The sequence below is a fragment of the Neobacillus jeddahensis genome (assembly GCF_000612625.1).
GTDB classification, from domain to species: domain Bacteria; phylum Bacillota; class Bacilli; order Bacillales; family Cytobacillaceae; genus Neobacillus; species Neobacillus jeddahensis.
In genome coordinates, this window is sequence record NZ_CCAS010000043.1 from 15,047 (window position 1) to 33,091 (window position 18,045).

Annotated in this window: 16 protein-coding genes and 1 pseudogene; 1 reads left to right on the plus strand and 16 read right to left on the minus strand. The window is 37.1% G+C overall.

Translation table 11 applies throughout. The annotated features are described in order from the left end of the window. Window positions 1-5 precede the first annotated feature (5 nt). The 14 genes from TY15_RS24970 to TY15_RS23270 form a co-directional block, all read right to left on the minus strand. Window positions 6-455, minus strand: coding sequence for a GmrSD restriction endonuclease domain-containing protein (locus tag TY15_RS24970; protein WP_244440947.1), 450 nt, complete (start codon window positions 453-455; stop codon window positions 6-8). Then, window positions 383-1,681: a DUF262 domain-containing protein gene (locus TY15_RS16595; protein WP_244440948.1), complete on the minus strand. Its 1,299-nt coding sequence runs from the start codon at window positions 1,679-1,681 to the stop codon at window positions 383-385. The genes TY15_RS24970 and TY15_RS16595 overlap by 73 nt, the downstream gene beginning before the upstream one ends. Further along, entirely contained in the window at window positions 1,633-1,860 is a 228-nt protein-coding gene (locus tag TY15_RS24975) for a hypothetical protein (RefSeq protein WP_244440949.1), read from the minus strand. The genes TY15_RS16595 and TY15_RS24975 overlap by 49 nt, the downstream gene beginning before the upstream one ends. Window positions 1,861-1,976: 116 nt before the next feature. After that, window positions 1,977-5,129: a DEAD/DEAH box helicase gene (locus TY15_RS16600; RefSeq protein WP_040205937.1), complete on the minus strand. Its 3,153-nt coding sequence runs from the start codon at window positions 5,127-5,129 to the stop codon at window positions 1,977-1,979. Between the two features lie 68 nt (window positions 5,130-5,197). Further along, window positions 5,198-6,220: a hypothetical protein gene (locus tag TY15_RS16605; protein ID WP_040205936.1), complete on the minus strand. Its 1,023-nt coding sequence runs from the start codon at window positions 6,218-6,220 to the stop codon at window positions 5,198-5,200. Window positions 6,221-6,250: 30 nt separating this feature from the next. After that, the gene (locus TY15_RS16610) at window positions 6,251-6,667 is read right to left on the minus strand and encodes a hypothetical protein (RefSeq protein ID WP_040205935.1); all 417 of its coding nucleotides are present in this window, start codon (window positions 6,665-6,667) and stop codon (window positions 6,251-6,253) included. A 529-nt stretch (window positions 6,668-7,196) separates the two neighbouring features. Beyond that, complete coding sequence (locus TY15_RS16615; RefSeq protein WP_040205933.1) at window positions 7,197-7,418, minus strand: YdbC family protein; 222 nt, start codon at window positions 7,416-7,418, stop codon at window positions 7,197-7,199. A gap of 14 nt (window positions 7,419-7,432) precedes the next feature. Next, a complete protein-coding gene (locus tag TY15_RS16620; protein WP_040205931.1) occupies window positions 7,433-10,681 on the minus strand; it encodes a type I restriction endonuclease subunit R in 3,249 nt (1,082 codons plus the stop codon). A 27-nt stretch (window positions 10,682-10,708) separates the two neighbouring features. After that, window positions 10,709-11,287, minus strand: a complete 579-nt coding sequence (locus tag TY15_RS16625) for a Uma2 family endonuclease (RefSeq protein ID WP_040205930.1) — start codon at window positions 11,285-11,287, stop codon at window positions 10,709-10,711. A gap of 24 nt (window positions 11,288-11,311) precedes the next feature. After that, window positions 11,312-11,515: a hypothetical protein gene (locus tag TY15_RS16630; protein ID WP_040205928.1), complete on the minus strand. Its 204-nt coding sequence runs from the start codon at window positions 11,513-11,515 to the stop codon at window positions 11,312-11,314. A gap of 14 nt (window positions 11,516-11,529) precedes the next feature. Next, window positions 11,530-12,720 (minus strand): restriction endonuclease subunit S, encoded by a 1,191-nt coding sequence (locus TY15_RS16635; protein WP_040205926.1) that lies wholly within the window; start codon window positions 12,718-12,720, stop codon window positions 11,530-11,532. After that, the gene (locus TY15_RS16640; protein WP_040205925.1) at window positions 12,710-14,236 is read right to left on the minus strand and encodes a class I SAM-dependent DNA methyltransferase; all 1,527 of its coding nucleotides are present in this window, start codon (window positions 14,234-14,236) and stop codon (window positions 12,710-12,712) included. Before TY15_RS16640 ends, TY15_RS16635 begins: the two co-directional genes overlap by 11 nt. Window positions 14,237-14,257: 21 nt before the next feature. After that, on the minus strand, window positions 14,258-14,854 hold the full coding sequence (locus tag TY15_RS16645) for a helix-turn-helix domain-containing protein (protein ID WP_040205923.1): 597 nt from the start codon (window positions 14,852-14,854) through the stop codon (window positions 14,258-14,260). A 149-nt stretch (window positions 14,855-15,003) separates the two neighbouring features. After that, window positions 15,004-15,621 (minus strand): DUF4352 domain-containing protein, encoded by a 618-nt coding sequence (locus tag TY15_RS23270; protein WP_052353816.1) that lies wholly within the window; start codon window positions 15,619-15,621, stop codon window positions 15,004-15,006. Between the two features lie 371 nt (window positions 15,622-15,992). Between TY15_RS23270 and TY15_RS16655 the strand changes: the two genes are divergently transcribed. Beyond that, window positions 15,993-16,259: a hypothetical protein gene (locus TY15_RS16655; protein WP_040205921.1), complete on the plus strand. Its 267-nt coding sequence runs from the start codon at window positions 15,993-15,995 to the stop codon at window positions 16,257-16,259. Window positions 16,260-16,332: 73 nt separating this feature from the next. Here TY15_RS16655 and TY15_RS16660 read toward each other — a convergent pair whose 3' ends face one another. Continuing rightward, complete coding sequence (locus TY15_RS16660) at window positions 16,333-16,614, minus strand: hypothetical protein (RefSeq protein ID WP_040205920.1); 282 nt, start codon at window positions 16,612-16,614, stop codon at window positions 16,333-16,335. Window positions 16,615-16,720: 106 nt separating this feature from the next. Beyond that, window positions 16,721-18,045 (minus strand): annotated as a pseudogene (locus TY15_RS24705) (hypothetical protein); the annotation flags it as partial.

The window sequence follows — 18,045 nt, forward strand, 5'->3', positions numbered from 1 at the left end:
ATTCACTACACTTCCCAAATAATCTTGCACATATCAAAGATTAGTTTTTGCCGTTCCTCTATTTCCTGATGGCTAAAGCTGCTATATGGTTTGAAATTCAAGTTATATTTATTCATAAAATCCCTAAAATCCGGATTTGATTTATAAAAATCTACTGTTAACGTTCTTGCAAAAATCGTGCTGGTACCAGAATAAGTTTTCAGTTTTTCACTATAGAGTTCATCATTAGAAGAGCGATTATCTCTGCTCTTTAGTAATAACAGCCCTCCTAAGCGGTTTCTTTCTATATTAAATTTTTCTTCATCATTAAACAGCAATATATTTTCTGTTCGGTTCGTTAAGATATGCTCAATATCATGTTTATTTTTCCCTTGAGCTTGTTTCACCATTTGATAATAATCAGCGGTTGGAATGTTTGTTTCTTTTGAAATGAAATTATCGATTCTCGCAAACAAGTAACGAGCAAACCGCTTCGCATTTCTTTCAAATCATTTCGATTATGAGCGGTCATGACTTCATCAAGTAAATGTTGATTGAATGCCTCTTTAATTTCTACTAGATTTTTGTCCCGAATTCTCGTGCCTAATCGGATCAAACTCTCATTAAAGGTATTGGACCGATAGCTCCCTGTTAAATTTAGCAAGCTATAATTTCGATCAAAAAGTTTAGCAACCAAGATATACTTACTCTCCAGATCTGGATCATTTAACGAAATAGCAGATAACAAGGCATAATAGTGTCCTGCCTGTTCATTGATGGCATTAAAAAGAACATATTCATTTTCTGTATGATCAAAATATTCATCCTGAAGAATTCTTGCATATAAGTCCGAGTAAAATGGCATCGTATCTTTCACAAAGGCTTTGACATTTTTCACGTACGCCTTCGCAGGGTCGGTATCATGTTTAAAACCTATTTTTACATTATAATTCTCTAAATATATCGTTTTATGATATTTATCTGTTTCAAGCTCGCGATATTGTGCTTGATTCTCGGCAACCTTACTCCTAAAATAGGTGCTGAAAAAGATATCCTTATCTTTTTCTTCGCCAAAATACAAGAATTTTTCTAGACTTTCATTCCAAGCGTCTACATAAGGGCCCACTTCACTTTTATCAATAATACCAAGGATTTTTCCCTTTAATATTTCATAGGCATTTAATGGGATTCCTCTATCGTTAATGACTTCAAACGCCATAGCGACATCCTTCGAATCATCCACATCAATCGATACCAACACGACCCTTTCAAATAAGTACAACTGAAAAGCTTTAAATTTGTGTTTATCAGTCAAACTGTAATGTAGATATTCATGAATCACTTTATAAGATGCATACACATTCTTTTCGGAAGTTTTTTGATTCCCGTTATGGTGAGATTCTCCATCCAGTCCATAGTCTAATACATTCTTCAATGCGATGCTTCGGTCTTCAAACCCTAACCAAAATTCCATTTCACCGGATGAAGAATATCCACATACCCTACTTTTCAAAAAGTCCTTTAATCCAGGTTCAATCCCTAAATCCGTTGCAAGGTGAATTAAATTAATGATAAGCAAAGTCAAGGTTGTTAGTCGCTGCTGTCCGTCGACAATGAAAGTTTTACCATTCACTGAATTTACCATATATGAATTCAAATAATACCAATCGTACTGAGAAACAGCTTCTTTCGTCGCATCCATATCGGAGCGATAACACAAATTAAAACGGTAAAAAATATCGTCCAACAATGATTTAATAGGTTTATAGGTTTATAGGTTTGTTGTTGATCATTCCATTTATACTCACGCTGATAAAAATCCACTTCATACTTTTTATTAAAAATGTTGGCAATCGTAACCGGTGAAGGATTTAAGGCCATTTGCGCACTCCCCAATTCTGGTACTTTTTTAACATTATTTTAGCACAATTTGGTAGTATACTACCGCTGTCCAATGAAAAATAAACCCCAACTAATAGTCGGAGTTCTAAGGCTTTTTATAGTATATTCTTATTAGCCCGAGGAACTAGGTAAGAAGGCATTTCCTCTTTCAGTCGCCATACAAAGCTCATAGGCTTGCTGCCAGAATGACTTACGTGGTCAGCAGTTCCAAGAAATACAAATGGTGAAGTATAGCCATTTTCCTTCTTATATTCACGGACAAATAGTGCAATCTGGTGATTTCGATGTTTATGTGTGATATAACGTTCAGCCGTTTTGCTTCCTTCGGCTACACGGCTTTGGGTTTGCCAGTGGAAAAGCATCTCATTAATTGCATAGTCATCATACAACGTAGATGGCGAGAAGTCTTTTTCCGATTTATTTAGGGTTATGAAAAAGATATCGAGGTTGTTTTCCTCAAAATGCTTGACTCCCTCACGGAAAGCTGGACTACTGGTAGCATTGTAGTACCCTAATGCGGCGAGTACTTGTGAAGTATTATAGTGACAATGCACACCCAATGGGCAAGGAAAATCAAAATCATTTTCAATTTCCATTGTTTCAAGTGATTGATAAAGATACCGAATGATTTCTAAAATTTCCTCTCTAAACTCTGGATGTACCAATACCCTATCTATACCTTCCTCTAGTGACACAAAACCCTCGCTTGAAGGATGAGCGTTATAAAAGGAATAGTAGAAAATAGCGAGCATTAATTGTTCCTCTTTATCTCGGATCTTCCGTTCTTCAATATAAGCCAGTAAAAATTGTAAAAGCTTTCTTGAGTTAAGATGAAACAAATTCGGCAATCGCTTTGTCAACACCTTCTCGTCTTCAAACGTAAAGTTTAATGCCGCTCCCGCCTCCACCTTCATTCGGCAAAAACTACGGTCACCACTTTTACCATAGAAATCATAGACAGAAAGATGGTGATGCTTTAAAAAGTTCGCCAAAGTCAAAGGAGACTCTGTATCTTCCTCAAAATACTTCATCTTTGCAACCAGGTTACCACGTGTATTCGTGCTGCTTTTTATATTTCTTAAAATATACTCTTTAGCTTGTTTCTCTAATTGGACAAAACAGCCTTTTGGAAGATGAAAGAATCCATGATTGAGATAGTGCTGAACAGAATGCTTGGTCTTCCCAAGCAACGCACGGAACTTTTCTTCAAAATTATAATTTTTATGGGCCTGTCCCACGAAGTCTAATACGGTCAAACATTCTTTTCCTTCCGCTAACCGCAAGCCCCGTCCAAGCTGCTGCAAAAATACAGTCAAACTCTCGGTTGGCCGGAGAAACAATATTGTATTTGCTTCAGGTATATCGATCCCCTCATTATAGAGATCTACAACAAATATGAATTTGATTTCACCTAGTATAAGTCGGTGCTGTGCCTCTCTCCTTGTCTTTCTATCAACATTTCCATACAATGCGACAGAGGGAATCCCCACCTTATTAAAGAAATCAGCCATATACTTAGCATGTTCAATCGATACACAGAACCCGAGTCCCTTGACTTGATCAATATCCGTTACGTATTTATAGATGCTTTTAACAATCTGGCTGCTTCGATGATCATTAGAGGTATAAACATTCTCTAATTCTCTGATTTCATACCCTTTACGACTCCACTTCAATTTGGACAAATCGACTGTATCACTTACACAGAAATATTGAAATGGGCTCAGAAGCTTACGATTGATTGCTTCTGTTAATCGCATTTCAGCTGAGATTTTATCATCAAAATAAGAAAGTATATTTTTTCCGTCCATCCGTTCCGGGGTAGCAGTAAGACCAAGAAGGATTTTCGGCTGATAATGGCTTATGAGATTTTGATAAGAGTCCGCCGCCGCGTGATGGAATTCATCCACAATAATAAAATCATAATAATCATTGGTTGTGACTTCATTCAGTTTTTTACTATTAAAGCTCTGAATACTCACGAATAAATGATCAATAGAATCCGTCTGATAACTTTCAACCAACATATCTCCAAAATTCGGGTCCTTCAAAATAGCTCGAAAGGTATCCAGACTCTGCTTTAGGATTTCTTCACGATGCGCGACAAATAATAGCTTGGCAGATTTATTCTTATTTCTAAATCTTTTATAGTCAAAGGCTGAAATGACAGTCTTACCAACACCCGTCGCAGCAACGAGGAGATTTTTCATATGGCCAAATACTTCTCGCTCCACCTGAAGCTTTTCAAGAATCTCCTTTTGATAATAATAAGGTTGGATATCGAAAAGGAATTGTCTTTCATTCTCCTCATAGCTTTTACTTTTGGTCAGAGAATGCTTTAAAAGCTGTTGGTCATTCTCACTCTCTGGATGAAAGGTTTTGAACTCATGATCATTCCAATAGCTTTCAAATGTCGCTTCAAATTTCTTCACGATATCAAATGAATCCTTTTCCGTCACCTTGACATTCCATTCCAAGCCAGAAGTTAGGGCTGGATTCGATAGATTGGAAGAACCAATATAAGCCGTACTAAACCCTGTCTCCCTTTTAAATAGATAGGCCTTGGCATGTAGCCGGGTTCGATCCACATCATAGGAGATTTTTATCTCCGTATTCGGCAGCTTGCTAAGCTCCTGAATCGCCTTATAATCAGTTGCTTCCATATAAGAAGTCGTAATCACTCTAAGCTTATTATTCGGATTATCTGTAAAAGTCCTCAGGTCCTCGATTATACATCGCAGCCCGCTCCATTTAATAAACGAAACAAGCATATCAATGGAGTTAGCCGTTACAATCTCCTTCTTAAGTTCTCCTAGCATATTCGGCTCATAATTAGAGCCGGTAAAAAGGGAACTCTGAGAAAGAGGTGTCACAGGCCGGATTACCTCTCCCTTTTGAATACTGCGGATCGAATTAATCCGGGAATAGATCGACGTGAGAACCTCACCTTCTTCTTCAATTCGTAACTGGCGAAACTCCTGTTCATCCAGACGTTCACTTAGCGTCGAAATAATTTCATTACAAGTGCGAATTTGATTAATTAAAGCCTGTTGATCATCACTTTCATTATCACGAACAAACTTTAGGGCTCTTCTGGTGACTAAGGAAATATAGGAAGATAAAAGTTTTCTTGCCTCCTCAACGTCGATGCGTTCTTTTCCGATATCATATGTATTGATGTCTAAACCTGTAAGTTCAGCTTTTAGTTTTTCGGTGATGATTTCTTCGTAGATTCCTTGTTTTAGCATTTAATACTCCCCTATTTTCCACCCTTTTCCTAAGAGCAGTGGAATTCTATACCAATTACCGCTCCAATTTATAAATAATATCTAATCACTTTTGTTGAACTTGCACCACTTGGTGTATCATGGATAATGTCATACTTAAAAACACCTAGTGAGACCATCGCATTGCAGACAGGTGGCATTCTATTCTCAAGGTTTAGAATCTTATGTATGTCCCCAGACTTTAAATCGATTGTTTTTAGACCATCTTCTTTTGCTTGATTTAATTTTCCAATAATATAATCTCGAATCATATCTGTTAACCCAAGATGTTTAATTGTTCTGTGCCCTTTTATTGATCCATAAATTTTGTTTCTAGCTTTATTCCTACCAACCTCTATAGCAAACTGATTTATTTTCATTATTTCATTTCTTCCTTGATCGACTGTATCCATCAAATATCCAACTTGCCAAAAGTACATATCAACTAGTTTCATTGGGGTATAGTTAATCCCATCCTCACTGAACATCCGATGACATTTTTCAAATTCATCCAGATTCTGATTATAAAAGTCGACCAATTCCAACAATGAGGATTCATTAAACTGTTGGCTGATTCCATGGAGCCTTAAAGCCTCTTTTAAATATCGATCATATGCCGGAACATTACCAAATACTCCAAGTAAAATTTTCGAAGCCAATGTATCTGTCACCGTAATTTTCGTGTTCTCTCCGTTTATCTGTGTAATATTTTCAACATAAGTATCCGAAGTATCCTTAATTAGCTTCCCTATTCCTTTAATACTCTCACGGCTTAATTCATAATGAATTTCATTATGAAAATAATGATAATAGTTAGGATTCCTCACAATATCGTTTATAAAATATTCATGAATTCGGTAATCCTTTTGAAGGAGGAACGCACCTCCTCTTAGCATCCCCCAACTTGCAAGATAAAAGGCTAGCTGAAGACAAGCATGATCAAATATTTTATCATCATTTAAATGTTTGTAATTACTGCGAAAAAAGTGATTACAATGCTCCCAAGACTTAAATCGATGGTGTTTATCAAGGATTGATTGTTCATGATATTTAGATATAACTTCAAAAATCAAATTTCCCACTCTAGTTATCAATCTATTTAATTAAGATTCAACTATTTTTGGTGTTACTAAAAACTTATGATGGTTGCCTCTCACTTCGATATAATCATCCCAAACATAAAATTTCCAATGTTCCCCCTCGTTAGTATTAGTATGCATGTTTTTTATGGTCATCAGTTTTCTCAAGTCCTTGAAATTCACAAAATATACCTTTTTCCCCATCAACCGAATAGCTAATATAGCAACATCAGCATCATCTAATAATTTGACTTGAACTGTTGTTAAATCAAACCACCCATGCCCGCGTGCATGTATTTTAGAAGATGGAGTGCAAACTACAATTCTATCACCACGATTTATCCCTCCATACATAATTTGCTTCCGCTTAATTGGTGAAAAATTGCACTCATATTTCTCACTTAGCTTATTAATCACGTAATATTTTCCAGGTATTGTCATTGCATTTCCTCCTATAAATTGGCTCCTTCTTCCATCCTACCATAGGAAATTGCCACCTGCACTTAGCAATTTTATTGCTATCAATCGTCAATAATCCAATCCAATTAAACGTCAGCTGCATTATCTTACTTAAAGAATGAAAGTAAAAAGAGGTGGAATTCTGAGAAAAGTTCCAAAGGTCGGAACAATAAACATAAATTTTCTATGGGGTTCGCAGACAGAGTGGTCGTGGTAACCGTTGAACCTGTCGATGAATTTCTATTAAAAGCAGGTTTTTCGATTATTGACCGCGCTGTTGCTAAAAAAGGATTATTTAGTCGAGAAGTGATTGTTTGTAACTAACATGTGCTAGACTTGGTACCCATTCACAAATGTAAATCAGCATGGATTTCATTACTTTCAGACAACAAAGTAATATAAACTTTAAGAGTAAAAGGAAATCCGTTATTGATCTATTAAGCGCTTAATCATATCTATTAGAGTAACAGGATAATAAAAAGGAGCTGTTGAAAATCAGCTCCTTTACTCCTTACAGTTCCATCTCATTCAACAAATCTCTCAAAGCCTTTAATTCCTCAATGCTCAATGTAATACCTTTTCCCATTTTCTCATGCTCAGGTGCCCAGTCACGTAAGTCGAATTTTGGTTCTTTTCCATTCCAGCTAATGAGATTGAGTTCTTTACTCCAGCCTTTAGGTGACTGTGATATAGCTCCCACTTTTTCTTTAATTTCAAATTTAATTTCTGCCACTGTTTTTGCCTCCATTAAAAAACATAATCACTACTTGGGTCCGCAACATTCTTGAGCCCTAGGTCAAATGAAACAGTATTCCCACACATAAGCTCTGCTTGCTTCATGACCACTTCCAGTGCTTGTTTCGCTTGTTTTGGTGGATAATCATATTTCTTTAGCAGCCTTTTGATGATTTTTCTCATCCCCGCTTGAGCGCTTTTCCGAACACTCCAGTCAATCGAGATATTCCTTTTGATTGCATTTGTTAGTTCATGAGCGATTTTCCTCAATGTTTCATCATCCATAAATTCCTTGATGGCTTCATCTGCAGTAAGGGCATCATAGAAAGCAACCTCATCATCATTTAAGCCAAGATCTTGTTCCCGATCACGCATTGCCTTGATTTCTTTGGCCATCCTGATTAACTCTTCAATGACCTCGGCATTGGTAATGGCTTGATTCCTGTACTTATTTAACGCCTTCTTCAGCTTTTCGGAGAACTTCTCTGACTTAACAAGATTCCGCTTCTCCATCGCTTTTAAATTACCTTCTAGAAGCTTCTTCAACATTTCGAGTGCTAAGTTCTTATGCTTCAGCTGGCGAACCTCTTCCAGAAATTCTTCTGATAAAAGCGAAATTTCAGGCCGCTTCATCCCAAGCGTATCAAAAACGTCGATCACGTCTTCCGAAATGATGGAACGCTCTAGCATTTGGGTTACTCTTGCTTCAATTTCCTTTTTTGTATTCTTTGGCGGTTTACGCGTTTCAAGTTTCGCTAGACTCGCTTTTACTGCTTTAAAATAACTCACCTCAAGTGCAGCTGCCTTACCTTCTTCTGTTGCTGCACATAAGGAATGAGCCTTTGCCACTTCTACCGCGAACTGTTTAAACTCTTTTTGTTGTTTTTCTTCTAACCCCAAAATAAAATTCATTCCACCCGTAATGGCCCGGATTCTTCCTGCTTGGGAATTCCCCATATAGGCTGTGTAATCATATTGATGAAACATAGCTCGTAATACTTCTAATTTTTCTTGCATGACAGCAACCGCTGCGTCTGTATCAATCCCCGTATTTTCTTTGTCGCTATCGGTATATTGCTTGAGCGCTTTTTTCAAGCTTTCCAAAATACCTAAATAGTCGACAACGACGCCACCAGATTTATCCTTAAAAACACGGTTAACTCGCGCAATCGCTTGCATTAAGTTATGACCCTTCATCGGTTTATCGATATACATTGTGTGCATTGATGGTACGTCAAACCCAGTTAGCCACATATCACGAACGATGACAATTTTTAGGTCATCACTCGTGTCTTTCATCCGCCTTGCTAATGTGTCGCGGCGCTGTTTCCCACCAATATGCTTTTGTAGACGTTCATTGTCCCCCGCACTTCCTGTCATCACAACTTTAATCGTCCCTTTTTCTAGATCATCATGATGCCAATCTGGGCGGAGCTTGACAATTTCATCATACAAATCCACACAAATCCTTCGACTCATACAAACAACCATGGCTTTACCGGAAATTGTCTGAGATTTCACCTCATAGTGCTCGATAATATCTTGAGCCAGTTTTTTGACTCGATTGGGCGAACCAACAATTGCTTCAAGCCGAGACCATTTGGTTTTATATTTTTCGCGGGTCTGATCTTCTTGGCCTTCCGTAATATCTTCAAATTCCTCATCGATTTTCTTCAGTTCTTCCTCATCAGTTTCAAGCTTAATAATCCGGTTTTCATAGTAAATTTTAACCGTTGCTTCATCTTCGACTGCCCGTGTCATATCATACACATCAATATAATGACCAAAAACAGCAGGAGTCGATTTATCTTCTAGTTCAATCGGTGTGCCGGTGAAACCAATGAAAGACGCATTCGGTAAGGCATCACGCAAATATTTGGCGTAGCCATACTTGACTTCACCTGTCTTCGTATCTGTTTTCGCTTCTAACCCATACTGACTGCGATGCGCCTCATCAGCGATAATGATGACATTCCGACGATCGGTTAAGACCGGCATCTCCCCGTCTTCCGGTTTAAACTTTTGAATGGTGGTAAAAATAATCCCGCCCGATTGGCGATCATTTAACAGATCATATAAACCATTCAACTCTTTAGAATGATCGTTCGCCTGTTGCAGCTTTTGCTCAGCTGTTAATTTTCGGATATGGGCTTGTTTGGGTGTTTGCCGTAAAATATCTTCTGATTTAGCAAAAGTGGTATATAGCTGTTCATCTAAGTCATTCCGGTCCGTAATCACCACAATGGTTGGATTGTTTAATTGCTTCACTAATGCAGCCGTATAAAACACCATCGAAAAACTTTTCCCCGATCCTTGGGTATGCCAAATGACACCGATTTTCCGGTCACCTTGTTCAGCCGTGGCAAGTTTAGTACTATCCACTGCTTTTTTGACCGCAAAATATTGATGATAGGCCGCCATGATTTTGATGATAGTTTTCTTATCACCAATCTTGGTTCCTTCCTCGTCATATTCAGGGTCTTTCGATTCTTGGAATAGGATAAAGTTTTGAAGGATATCGATTAACCGGTTTTTCTCTAGCATCCCACGAATCACGACTTCATACTGCGGAACTTCTAGTGGTTCCACTGTCATCCCATCAATACTACGCCAATTCATATAACGTTCCTCATTGGAGGTAATCGTTCCGGCTTTCGCATTAATCCCATCTGATAAAATACAAAACGCATTGTAATGGAACAAAGCAGGGATATCATGCTTATATGTTTGTATTTGGTTATACGCATTCTCAATTCCAACATTTTCATCCGAAGCGGATTTTAGCTCCACGGCCACAAGTGGAAGTCCATTTACAAAAATTAACACGTCGGGTCTGCGTTCTTCTTTTTCAATGATCGTAAATTGATTAACGGCTAAAAACTCATTTCGCTCTGGATTAGCAAAATCAACCATCACCGCTTTTTCGGTCTTAATTTCGTTATTCTTGCGGAAGGTGACATCTACCCCTTCCACTAAAAGAGTGTGAAATTGTTTATTATTTTCCGTTAAGGATGGACTATTGAAGGTAATGATCTTTCGAAAGGCTTCTTCTAGTGCTTCCTCAGGTAAATTCCGATTCAAGCGATAAAGGGCATCCCGTATTCGTTGTTCCAAAATGACTTCGCGATAATCCCGCCTTTCAGGTCGTTCCCCATCATGACCGATTTCAGGACCAAATACATATTCATATCCAAGTTCTTGGAGAATCTCAATTGTCGCTTCTTCTAGTAGATCCTCCGTAAAGTTTTCTAATGAGCTCAAGAGCCTCTCCTCCGTTTATTTCCTCTTCTAATACTCTGAGAAAATGTGTTTAAGACTTAGAGTTAAATCTTCTAGTATGTTGACCTTGATGGAATCTTCCTTTGTATAGAATCCTGACGAGATAAATCGATTGTTTTGTAATAAAAAAACTTCCACAAATTCATTTGAAGGGTCAACAATCCAATATTCTCTGACTCCCGCCTTTTGATAATGATTAAATTTGATGACTCTGTCATTCCGAGCCGTTGAGGGTGAAAGAATTTCAATCGCCAAATCGGGAGCACCAACAATGTTTTGGTGGTTTATTTTGTTTCGATCACATACCACCACAATATCCGGTTGAACCCAATCCTTTATTTTCTCATTTGACATCGTCTGATCTGCGAAAAGACAGACATCGATGGGAGATCCATATACGCTGCACTCTTTTCCCCTTAAATACGTGCCAAACTCGATTAATAACTCTCTTTGGACATGTTGGTGCTTTGTTGTTGGTGCTGGTGACATACTGATGATCTGTCCATCGATCACTTCATAGTGAACATCCTCCGGAGACTTCAGATAATCTGCGTAAGTGTAATTTGAGTGTGGTTGATTGATGCTCATTCTTTTCACCCTTTCTTCGTTTTATTATTTGAACAGCTTTTTAATCAGTTTAAAAATATCAAACGTGGTTCGATTGTAAACTTTGTTATAGGCATACTTTTTGGGATTTCGTAACCAGCCATATCCCCTCGGCATCTTCAAACCTGCCCGATGGACAATCTGTCTCTTGATGCTCGTTCGCGCTGAAATTCTTCTCTTCAAGCTAGGCTTCCTCATTCCGAATTTCATACAGCAGCATCTCCTTAGGATTCAAGTGGCACTCTAATTTCACCGGACATTAGTTTTGGGAGGAGGGTATCTCTAACTTTAGATACTTTTATATTTTCTTCTTTACCGAAAGCAGACCTTTCAAAAAACTTATACTCAATATTATAATATTTCTCTAATAAACTTAATGGTGGCATCATTACTTTGAGACTATTTAAAATACTTTGGTTAATCAATGGCTGTGCAGACCCCCCTGCTTTATCTCTTAAAGATGAATTTAATAGACATCTGTATAAATACGGTAAAAAGGACTTCTTTATAGGAGAAGCTATTATTGCATTATCTGTTATCCAACACGGTTTTAAAGATAACTGGATTGAACCACAGTAAGCACCTACTCTTCCAATTACTATACATGGATCAAACTGTAGTATTTCATTAGTTCTCCCAATCACTCCATTTGACCCAAAGATTAAATTGTTCCCCTGATCTGTTCTTAGCCCTTCCTTAATACCTTTTCCATTTCTAAAATTACCCAACACTTTTAATGTACTAATTTCCCAACCTTTAGGCATGATTCCAAACTCACTTTCAACCATTTCCCCACCACTAGACTTATACGGCTCGCCATCATCATTAGGAAATTCAAAATCAACAAACCATTGTTTAAAAATGGCTTGAGCCATTTCTTCTAGTTTTTTGTTGATTTGGTTGTTTATTTCGATTTTTTCATCTAGGGATGAAAATATATTCGCTATTTCTTTTTGTTCCTTTAGTGGCGGCAACAAAATCATTGTATTTTCAATTACATTTGTTTGTGCTCTTTGTCTTCCAGTAGTTCCAGTCATAGATTTTATCGAAATATTCCTTATTTCTGGCGAGATGCTTAAGTAATAGATGAAATTATTATCCGTTATGCCTACCTTTTCTCTTAATACAATAAATTCTGTTGATCCAAACCCAATTTCATCTTTATTTAATATTGTTACCTGCGCGGTTTTACCATTTTCCAAGCAAGGGGTAATTCTGGCTAATAAGGTATCACCATTTCTAAATTTACTTCCACCCATAAACTCTGTAAGCTCATAGCCTTCTATTTTTCTATGAAAAGGACTTAGTTTATCCATCCCAATCTTTTTTAAAATAGTTCCTTTTTTAATACTCTCTGTTGGATTAAAATGAATTACATCCTTTAGGGATACCTCTTCCCATTCTTTAAAACTCATACCCAATTCCTCCTAGTTTTTTACGAATCTCTTCTTCTAGGCGGCTGGATTTTGCGAATAACTCCCCCAACTCACTTGTTAAACTCTCCATTTTTTCTTCAAACGGAATCCCATCATCTTCAACCTCTTCAATACCAACATAGCGACCAGGAGTTAAAATATATTCATTTTCACGTACTTCTTCTATCTTTACTGCCTTTGAGAAACCTTGAACATCTTTATAGGAACCATTTGCATTTCTCCAGTTGTGGTAAGTGTCAGCAATTTTACTTATATCTTCATTATTTAACTCACGGTGGCGGCGATCAACCAATGAACCTAAATTACGGGCATCTATAAATAAAATCTCATGCTCTCGATTACGATTTTTATCATGTTCTTTCTTATTTCTATTAAGAATCCATAAGCTTACAGGAATTCCAGTTGAGTAAAACAATTTATCTGGTAAAGCAACAATACAATCAACTAAATCCGCATTAATTAAGTTTTTCCGAATTTCACCTTCATTAGAGGTGTTGGAACTTAATGAGCCATTTGCCAAGACAATCCCCGCTACTCCATTTGGAGCTAGGTGATAGACCATATGTTGTAGCCAGGCATAGTTGGCATTCCCTTCTGGTGGTGTACCGAATTTCCAGCGAACATCATCTGTTAATTTGCTGCCTCCCCAGTCACTAATGTTAAAAGGTGGATTGGCTAAGATATAATCTGCTTTTAATGAACGGTGTAAATCATGATGGAAGGTATCGGCATGCTGATCGCCTAGGTTCCCTTCTAGTCCACGAATCGCTAAGTTCATTCTACACAGCTTCCAAGTAGTAGAGTTTAATTCTTGACCATAAATGGATAAGTTACTGATTTTCCCTTGATGTTCCTCTACGAACTTTTCACTTTGAATAAACATCCCACCGCTACCACAAGCCGGGTCATAAATACGCCCTTGGTATGGTTCGATCATTTCAACTAATGTTTTAACGACGCTAGTTGGCGTATAGAATTCACCACCGCCTTTTCCTTCAACACTGGCAAACTGACCTAAGAAATATTCATAGACACGGCCCAGTAAATCCTTCTCTCCATTTCCATGCAATTTAATAGTAGAAATAAGGTCAATTAATTCGCCTAAACGTCGTTTATCTAACTCTGGACGAGCATAACGTTTATCTAAAACCCCTTTTAGTGGCGGGTTTTCTTTTTCAATTAAAATCATCGCATCATCGATAAATTGACCAATCTTTGTATCTTTGGCATGGTCTTTGATGAACTCCCAACGTGCTTCTGCCGGAACCCAGAAGATGTTCTCGGATTCATACTCATCACGATCCTCTTCAAAGCCATCTCCCTCTTCCACAAGCTCATTGTATTTAGTTTCAAATTTATCAGAAATGTATTTTAGGAAAATAAGACCGAGGACCACATGCTTATAATCACTTGCATCCATACTCCCTCTTAATTTATCGGCTGCTTTCCATAATGTTTCTTCAAAACCTACATTGGCTGTTGTTGTTGATGACATGTTTGTATTCCTCCAGTATTCCTAATAATTATGGTCGTCAAATACTTCAAAAATCTCGGATTCAAATTCGTCTTGATCTGGCTCACTATTAATCCAATCCGGGAGCACCTCTAAATAATGGCCTAATGCTTCAATGGTTTTCTGCAGGATTGCTTCGTGCTGTTTTTTTTCGAGCAACTCGACTACTAATGCAAATGTATCCATATATGGATTTTCATCGACAATCTCTATCGCAGCTTTAAAACGTTCTATTAACTTTGCTTTTTCAATGGAACGTTCCATTGTGTTCATTTCTTCTCGATCATAAACAGGTACATCCACTAGAAAGTCCTGTTTTTCATTTAATGTGAACTGTGAACGATGACTTTCGACCACAGGTTTTAAATCTCTCTTTAATTTTTCCTTTTGAAGTTCTAATTTTTCAAGATCGGTTAGTTCTTTTGAAAAATAGACAGCATTGATTTCAAACATTTCCTCTAATACGGGTAAATATTTCTTTGGAATATTTTGTTTTCCTTTAATCCACATATTAATATTTTGTTTTTTTATACCAAGCTTGTCAGCTAAGTCTATATGCTGCATTTGGTTCAAGTTGAGAATATACTCGAGGCCATTCAATCGCTCACCCCCACTGACTATTGTCTTGGTCAATTTACCTTTATTTTACCCTATTTGACTTGACCATTACAATGAGGGGAAACATTGATCATCCCTGTTATATTCAAACAAAGGCAGAGTTATCTAACCCCTGCCTTTCTATCTATCCCTTATTTCAATTTAATTTGTTCGTACTCCCCACCAGACCAACCGAATCCACTTGAAACTTCTAATGAATAGCTGGCAGCATCCTGTGGTAATTCGAATACTAACTTTCCTTTCTTTGATAGCCCTGGATTAATATCTTGCAAGAAGAAATCCATTGCCCCTTCTACCACCATCATGACATCTGAATCATTCGTTGGCTCAAATTCCCTTCCTTGATCATCCTTGATTTTGAACATATTACTATCTACCATTCTAGCTTTTTTATCATTATTGAAAGCTTCAATATCTATTACAACAAACTGGCCATCAGTTTTTGCTGATTCAATAAATTGATTATCCGATTTTATTTCCTTTGTTGATTCAACATTTAATACCTTATATCCAAGCTTGCCAGTGTTTACTAAATCCCCGACAATGAATGTTTTTTTTTCTGGCTCTTCCTCCTCTTTCTTTTCTTTTGGCTTTTGAGTATTCTCTTCAGATACGTTGCCCGTTGTTGCTACTGCTTTGGATGAATCCTCCTGTGTTTGTTCTTTTTCTCCATCCAGCATCGAACCGATTACACCAAGGACAATAATTACTCCAAAAACGATCATGATTATTTTTCCTATTTTCTTCATCAAACGTTCCCCCTAATTTCATTTTTTTATGACAGTTTATTGTCTCAGTCAATAAATTAATGTTACTTCATTTTATTGTCTTGGTCAATATTTATTTTTAAAAAAAGAGAAGTCTGCTTAACGTAAGAAATGGCCTGGCCCCCGATGTATTAAAGTGCTAATGTATCAGGGGTCAGGTACTAATATCCAAAAAGAGATTCCAAACTGATTCCTCAACCTCTGGGTGATTGTTATAATGAAATAGAATATAGTTTGTTTATTACCAAGTGTTATTGCATTTTTCTAGATGTTGAATTTTATAGATAGACCGGTGCGATCTAATAGAACTCGTTCTGGGGTAAGCTTAAATCTACTTTGAGGTGTAAATACAAATGGGGAAAAAGAAGAAAAAATCTAAACAGAAGCAAAAAGAGGACTTCGGTAGTGCCGAATTTTACTGTGCCAAATGCGATTACAAGTTTGAAGTTGATTGGGAAACAATATGGGACATTCAAGAATGCACCCACGGATATGTAGGTTATCAATTAAATGATACCTTTATCAGTTGCGAAAAATGTGGTGAACTTTGTGTTGACGAAGAAAAAGGAGAAGTTTCGATGACAGCCACAATGATTACAGATGATGAACTTCCTTTTTAAAAAGTGCTGTAAATATACTATCAATAGTGTGGCCATACGGAAAACACCTCCTTTACTGTTCCGTCTAAATGTCTTACGAACTATAAATTTTTAAAAGGGCATTTAATTTATCATTAGCATGAATATTTACTTCAACCCCAAACCATTCATGTTGTTTAAATTGAAAGGCTTGTTTATTACTTAATATTGTTAAAATGGCAACAAAGGTATTGTCTTTTTCATTAATATAGGACTGCCATTCGTTTTCAATAATGCCCTTCCCCACACTATCCCATTTGTCGGATTCGTTGATTATACGAATACATGTGTTTATCGCGCTTATCATCCGCTCTTTAAAAACTTGTTCTGTAATCATTGGCATGCCCCCTGGATTTTTGATTTTAATGGATTTGCCTAGCAATGAGAAAATACATAAAAAAATATGGAATCTACCAAGGGATTATTAGTAGATTCCATATTTTTTATTTTGAATATAAAGCTTGTTTTACATTAATATTCCCAACACCTAACCCATACTTAATAAACTTATAACGAATATAGAGCGAAATATCATCTTCGTGGGTCGATACGATTAATTGCCTGTCCTTAAAATCATTCCTGAGCAGCTCAACAAAAGAAGCCATGTTCATTTCATCCATGGTCTGCACGGGATCGTCAATCAGGAGTGTCATTATGCCGGAATTCCCATACACCTTGTTCAGAGCCAGTGTAAAGGCAATTACTGTTGACGAGAGCTGCCCTGAACTGAAGGAATGGACAATGTCATGGTCTGTTTTAACAGGCGGTACAAAATTCAATGATTTTAATTGGACTTCGCCTGTAGCTTCCGTCTCTTTTTCTTCCTTAATAAAAACGCCAATACCTCTTTGATGGTTCTGAATGATTTTTCCGCTATATATATAAAATGGTATTTCAATATCACTAATCATCTTTGCTCGGTGCCTGTTAATCTTATCGTTGTAAACCCCTATAAGCCTATTGATGGAGGAAAGTATATCATCAATTTTTCCAATTTTTTCTTTCAAGCCATTTGCCCTTTGAAAGGTTAAACTTGTTTGGAGAAAATACTGATACTCTATAAAATCCTTTTTCTCCTTAATGGACTCAAGCGTAATCTGATTCAGCAATTCATACTCTTCATTTAGGCGGTCCTTGAAAATTATTTTTAATGTATCCATATTCCCCCTGCAAAATTCATTTACCACTAACCTTTTACTTTGTATCTCCTGCTGCAAGGATTGAACTCTTTCCCCAATATCGTCGATAAACTTCATTTCACGATTGATGTATGGGTCAATGTTGATATTCAATTCCCTAAACCAGTCCTTTGCTTTTTCCATATCAGGAATAGAATCCTTATACTCAAACAATTGTGTAATAAAAGCCTTATCCAGTGTATTATCATGCAACCATTTTTCTATCAGTTCTATGATTACACTTATATGTTTGGTATAAAGGGTTTCCAATTCATCTTCAAAGTTCTTGGCACTAGCGTCCAGTGAAGCCCTTAAACTAGCCGTTTTTTCATTCATCTGGGCAATGAGGACTGCTAGGCTTTCTTTGGAATCCCCGCATAGAGGGCATTCTTTGGCGGATTCAGGATTAATTTCAAGGTATGTTTTAAAATCCCTTTCCAGATTCCCCCTCGTTTGGATCAACTGGGTAACAACAGAGGATATGGTATTTGAATTGTCCTTATACGATTTAATCAGCTTGACCCTTTGTTCAACAATGTCCTTTTCAAAAGGTATGTTTATGTTCTCAAAAATAAAGCTCCAATCAATGC

What these genes read in the sequence shown, in the direction of transcription:
- TY15_RS16595 (WP_244440948.1), bottom strand. Translation starts at nt 1,681, where the DNA reads ATGGATGCGACGAAAGAAGCTGTTTCTCAGTACGATTGGTATTATTTG.
- TY15_RS24975 (WP_244440949.1), bottom strand. Translation starts at nt 1,860, where the DNA reads ATGGCCTTAAATCCTTCACCGGTTACGATTGCCAACATTTTTAATAAA.
- TY15_RS16600 (WP_040205937.1), bottom strand. Translation starts at nt 5,129, where the DNA reads ATGCTAAAACAAGGAATCTACGAAGAAATCATCACCGAAAAACTAAAA.
- TY15_RS16610 (WP_040205935.1), bottom strand. Translation starts at nt 6,667, where the DNA reads ATGACAATACCTGGAAAATATTACGTGATTAATAAGCTAAGTGAGAAA.
- TY15_RS16625 (WP_040205930.1), bottom strand. Translation starts at nt 11,287, where the DNA reads ATGAGCATCAATCAACCACACTCAAATTACACTTACGCAGATTATCTG.
- TY15_RS16630 (WP_040205928.1), bottom strand. Translation starts at nt 11,515, where the DNA reads ATGAAATTCGGAATGAGGAAGCCTAGCTTGAAGAGAAGAATTTCAGCG.
- TY15_RS16635 (WP_040205926.1), bottom strand. Translation starts at nt 12,720, where the DNA reads ATGAGTTTTAAAGAATGGGAAGAGGTATCCCTAAAGGATGTAATTCAT.
- TY15_RS16640 (WP_040205925.1), bottom strand. Translation starts at nt 14,236, where the DNA reads ATGTCATCAACAACAACAGCCAATGTAGGTTTTGAAGAAACATTATGG.
- TY15_RS23270 (WP_052353816.1), bottom strand. Translation starts at nt 15,621, where the DNA reads ATGAAGAAAATAGGAAAAATAATCATGATCGTTTTTGGAGTAATTATT.
- TY15_RS16655 (WP_040205921.1), top strand. Translation starts at nt 15,993, where the DNA reads ATGGGGAAAAAGAAGAAAAAATCTAAACAGAAGCAAAAAGAGGACTTC.
- TY15_RS16660 (WP_040205920.1), bottom strand. Translation starts at nt 16,614, where the DNA reads ATGATTACAGAACAAGTTTTTAAAGAGCGGATGATAAGCGCGATAAAC.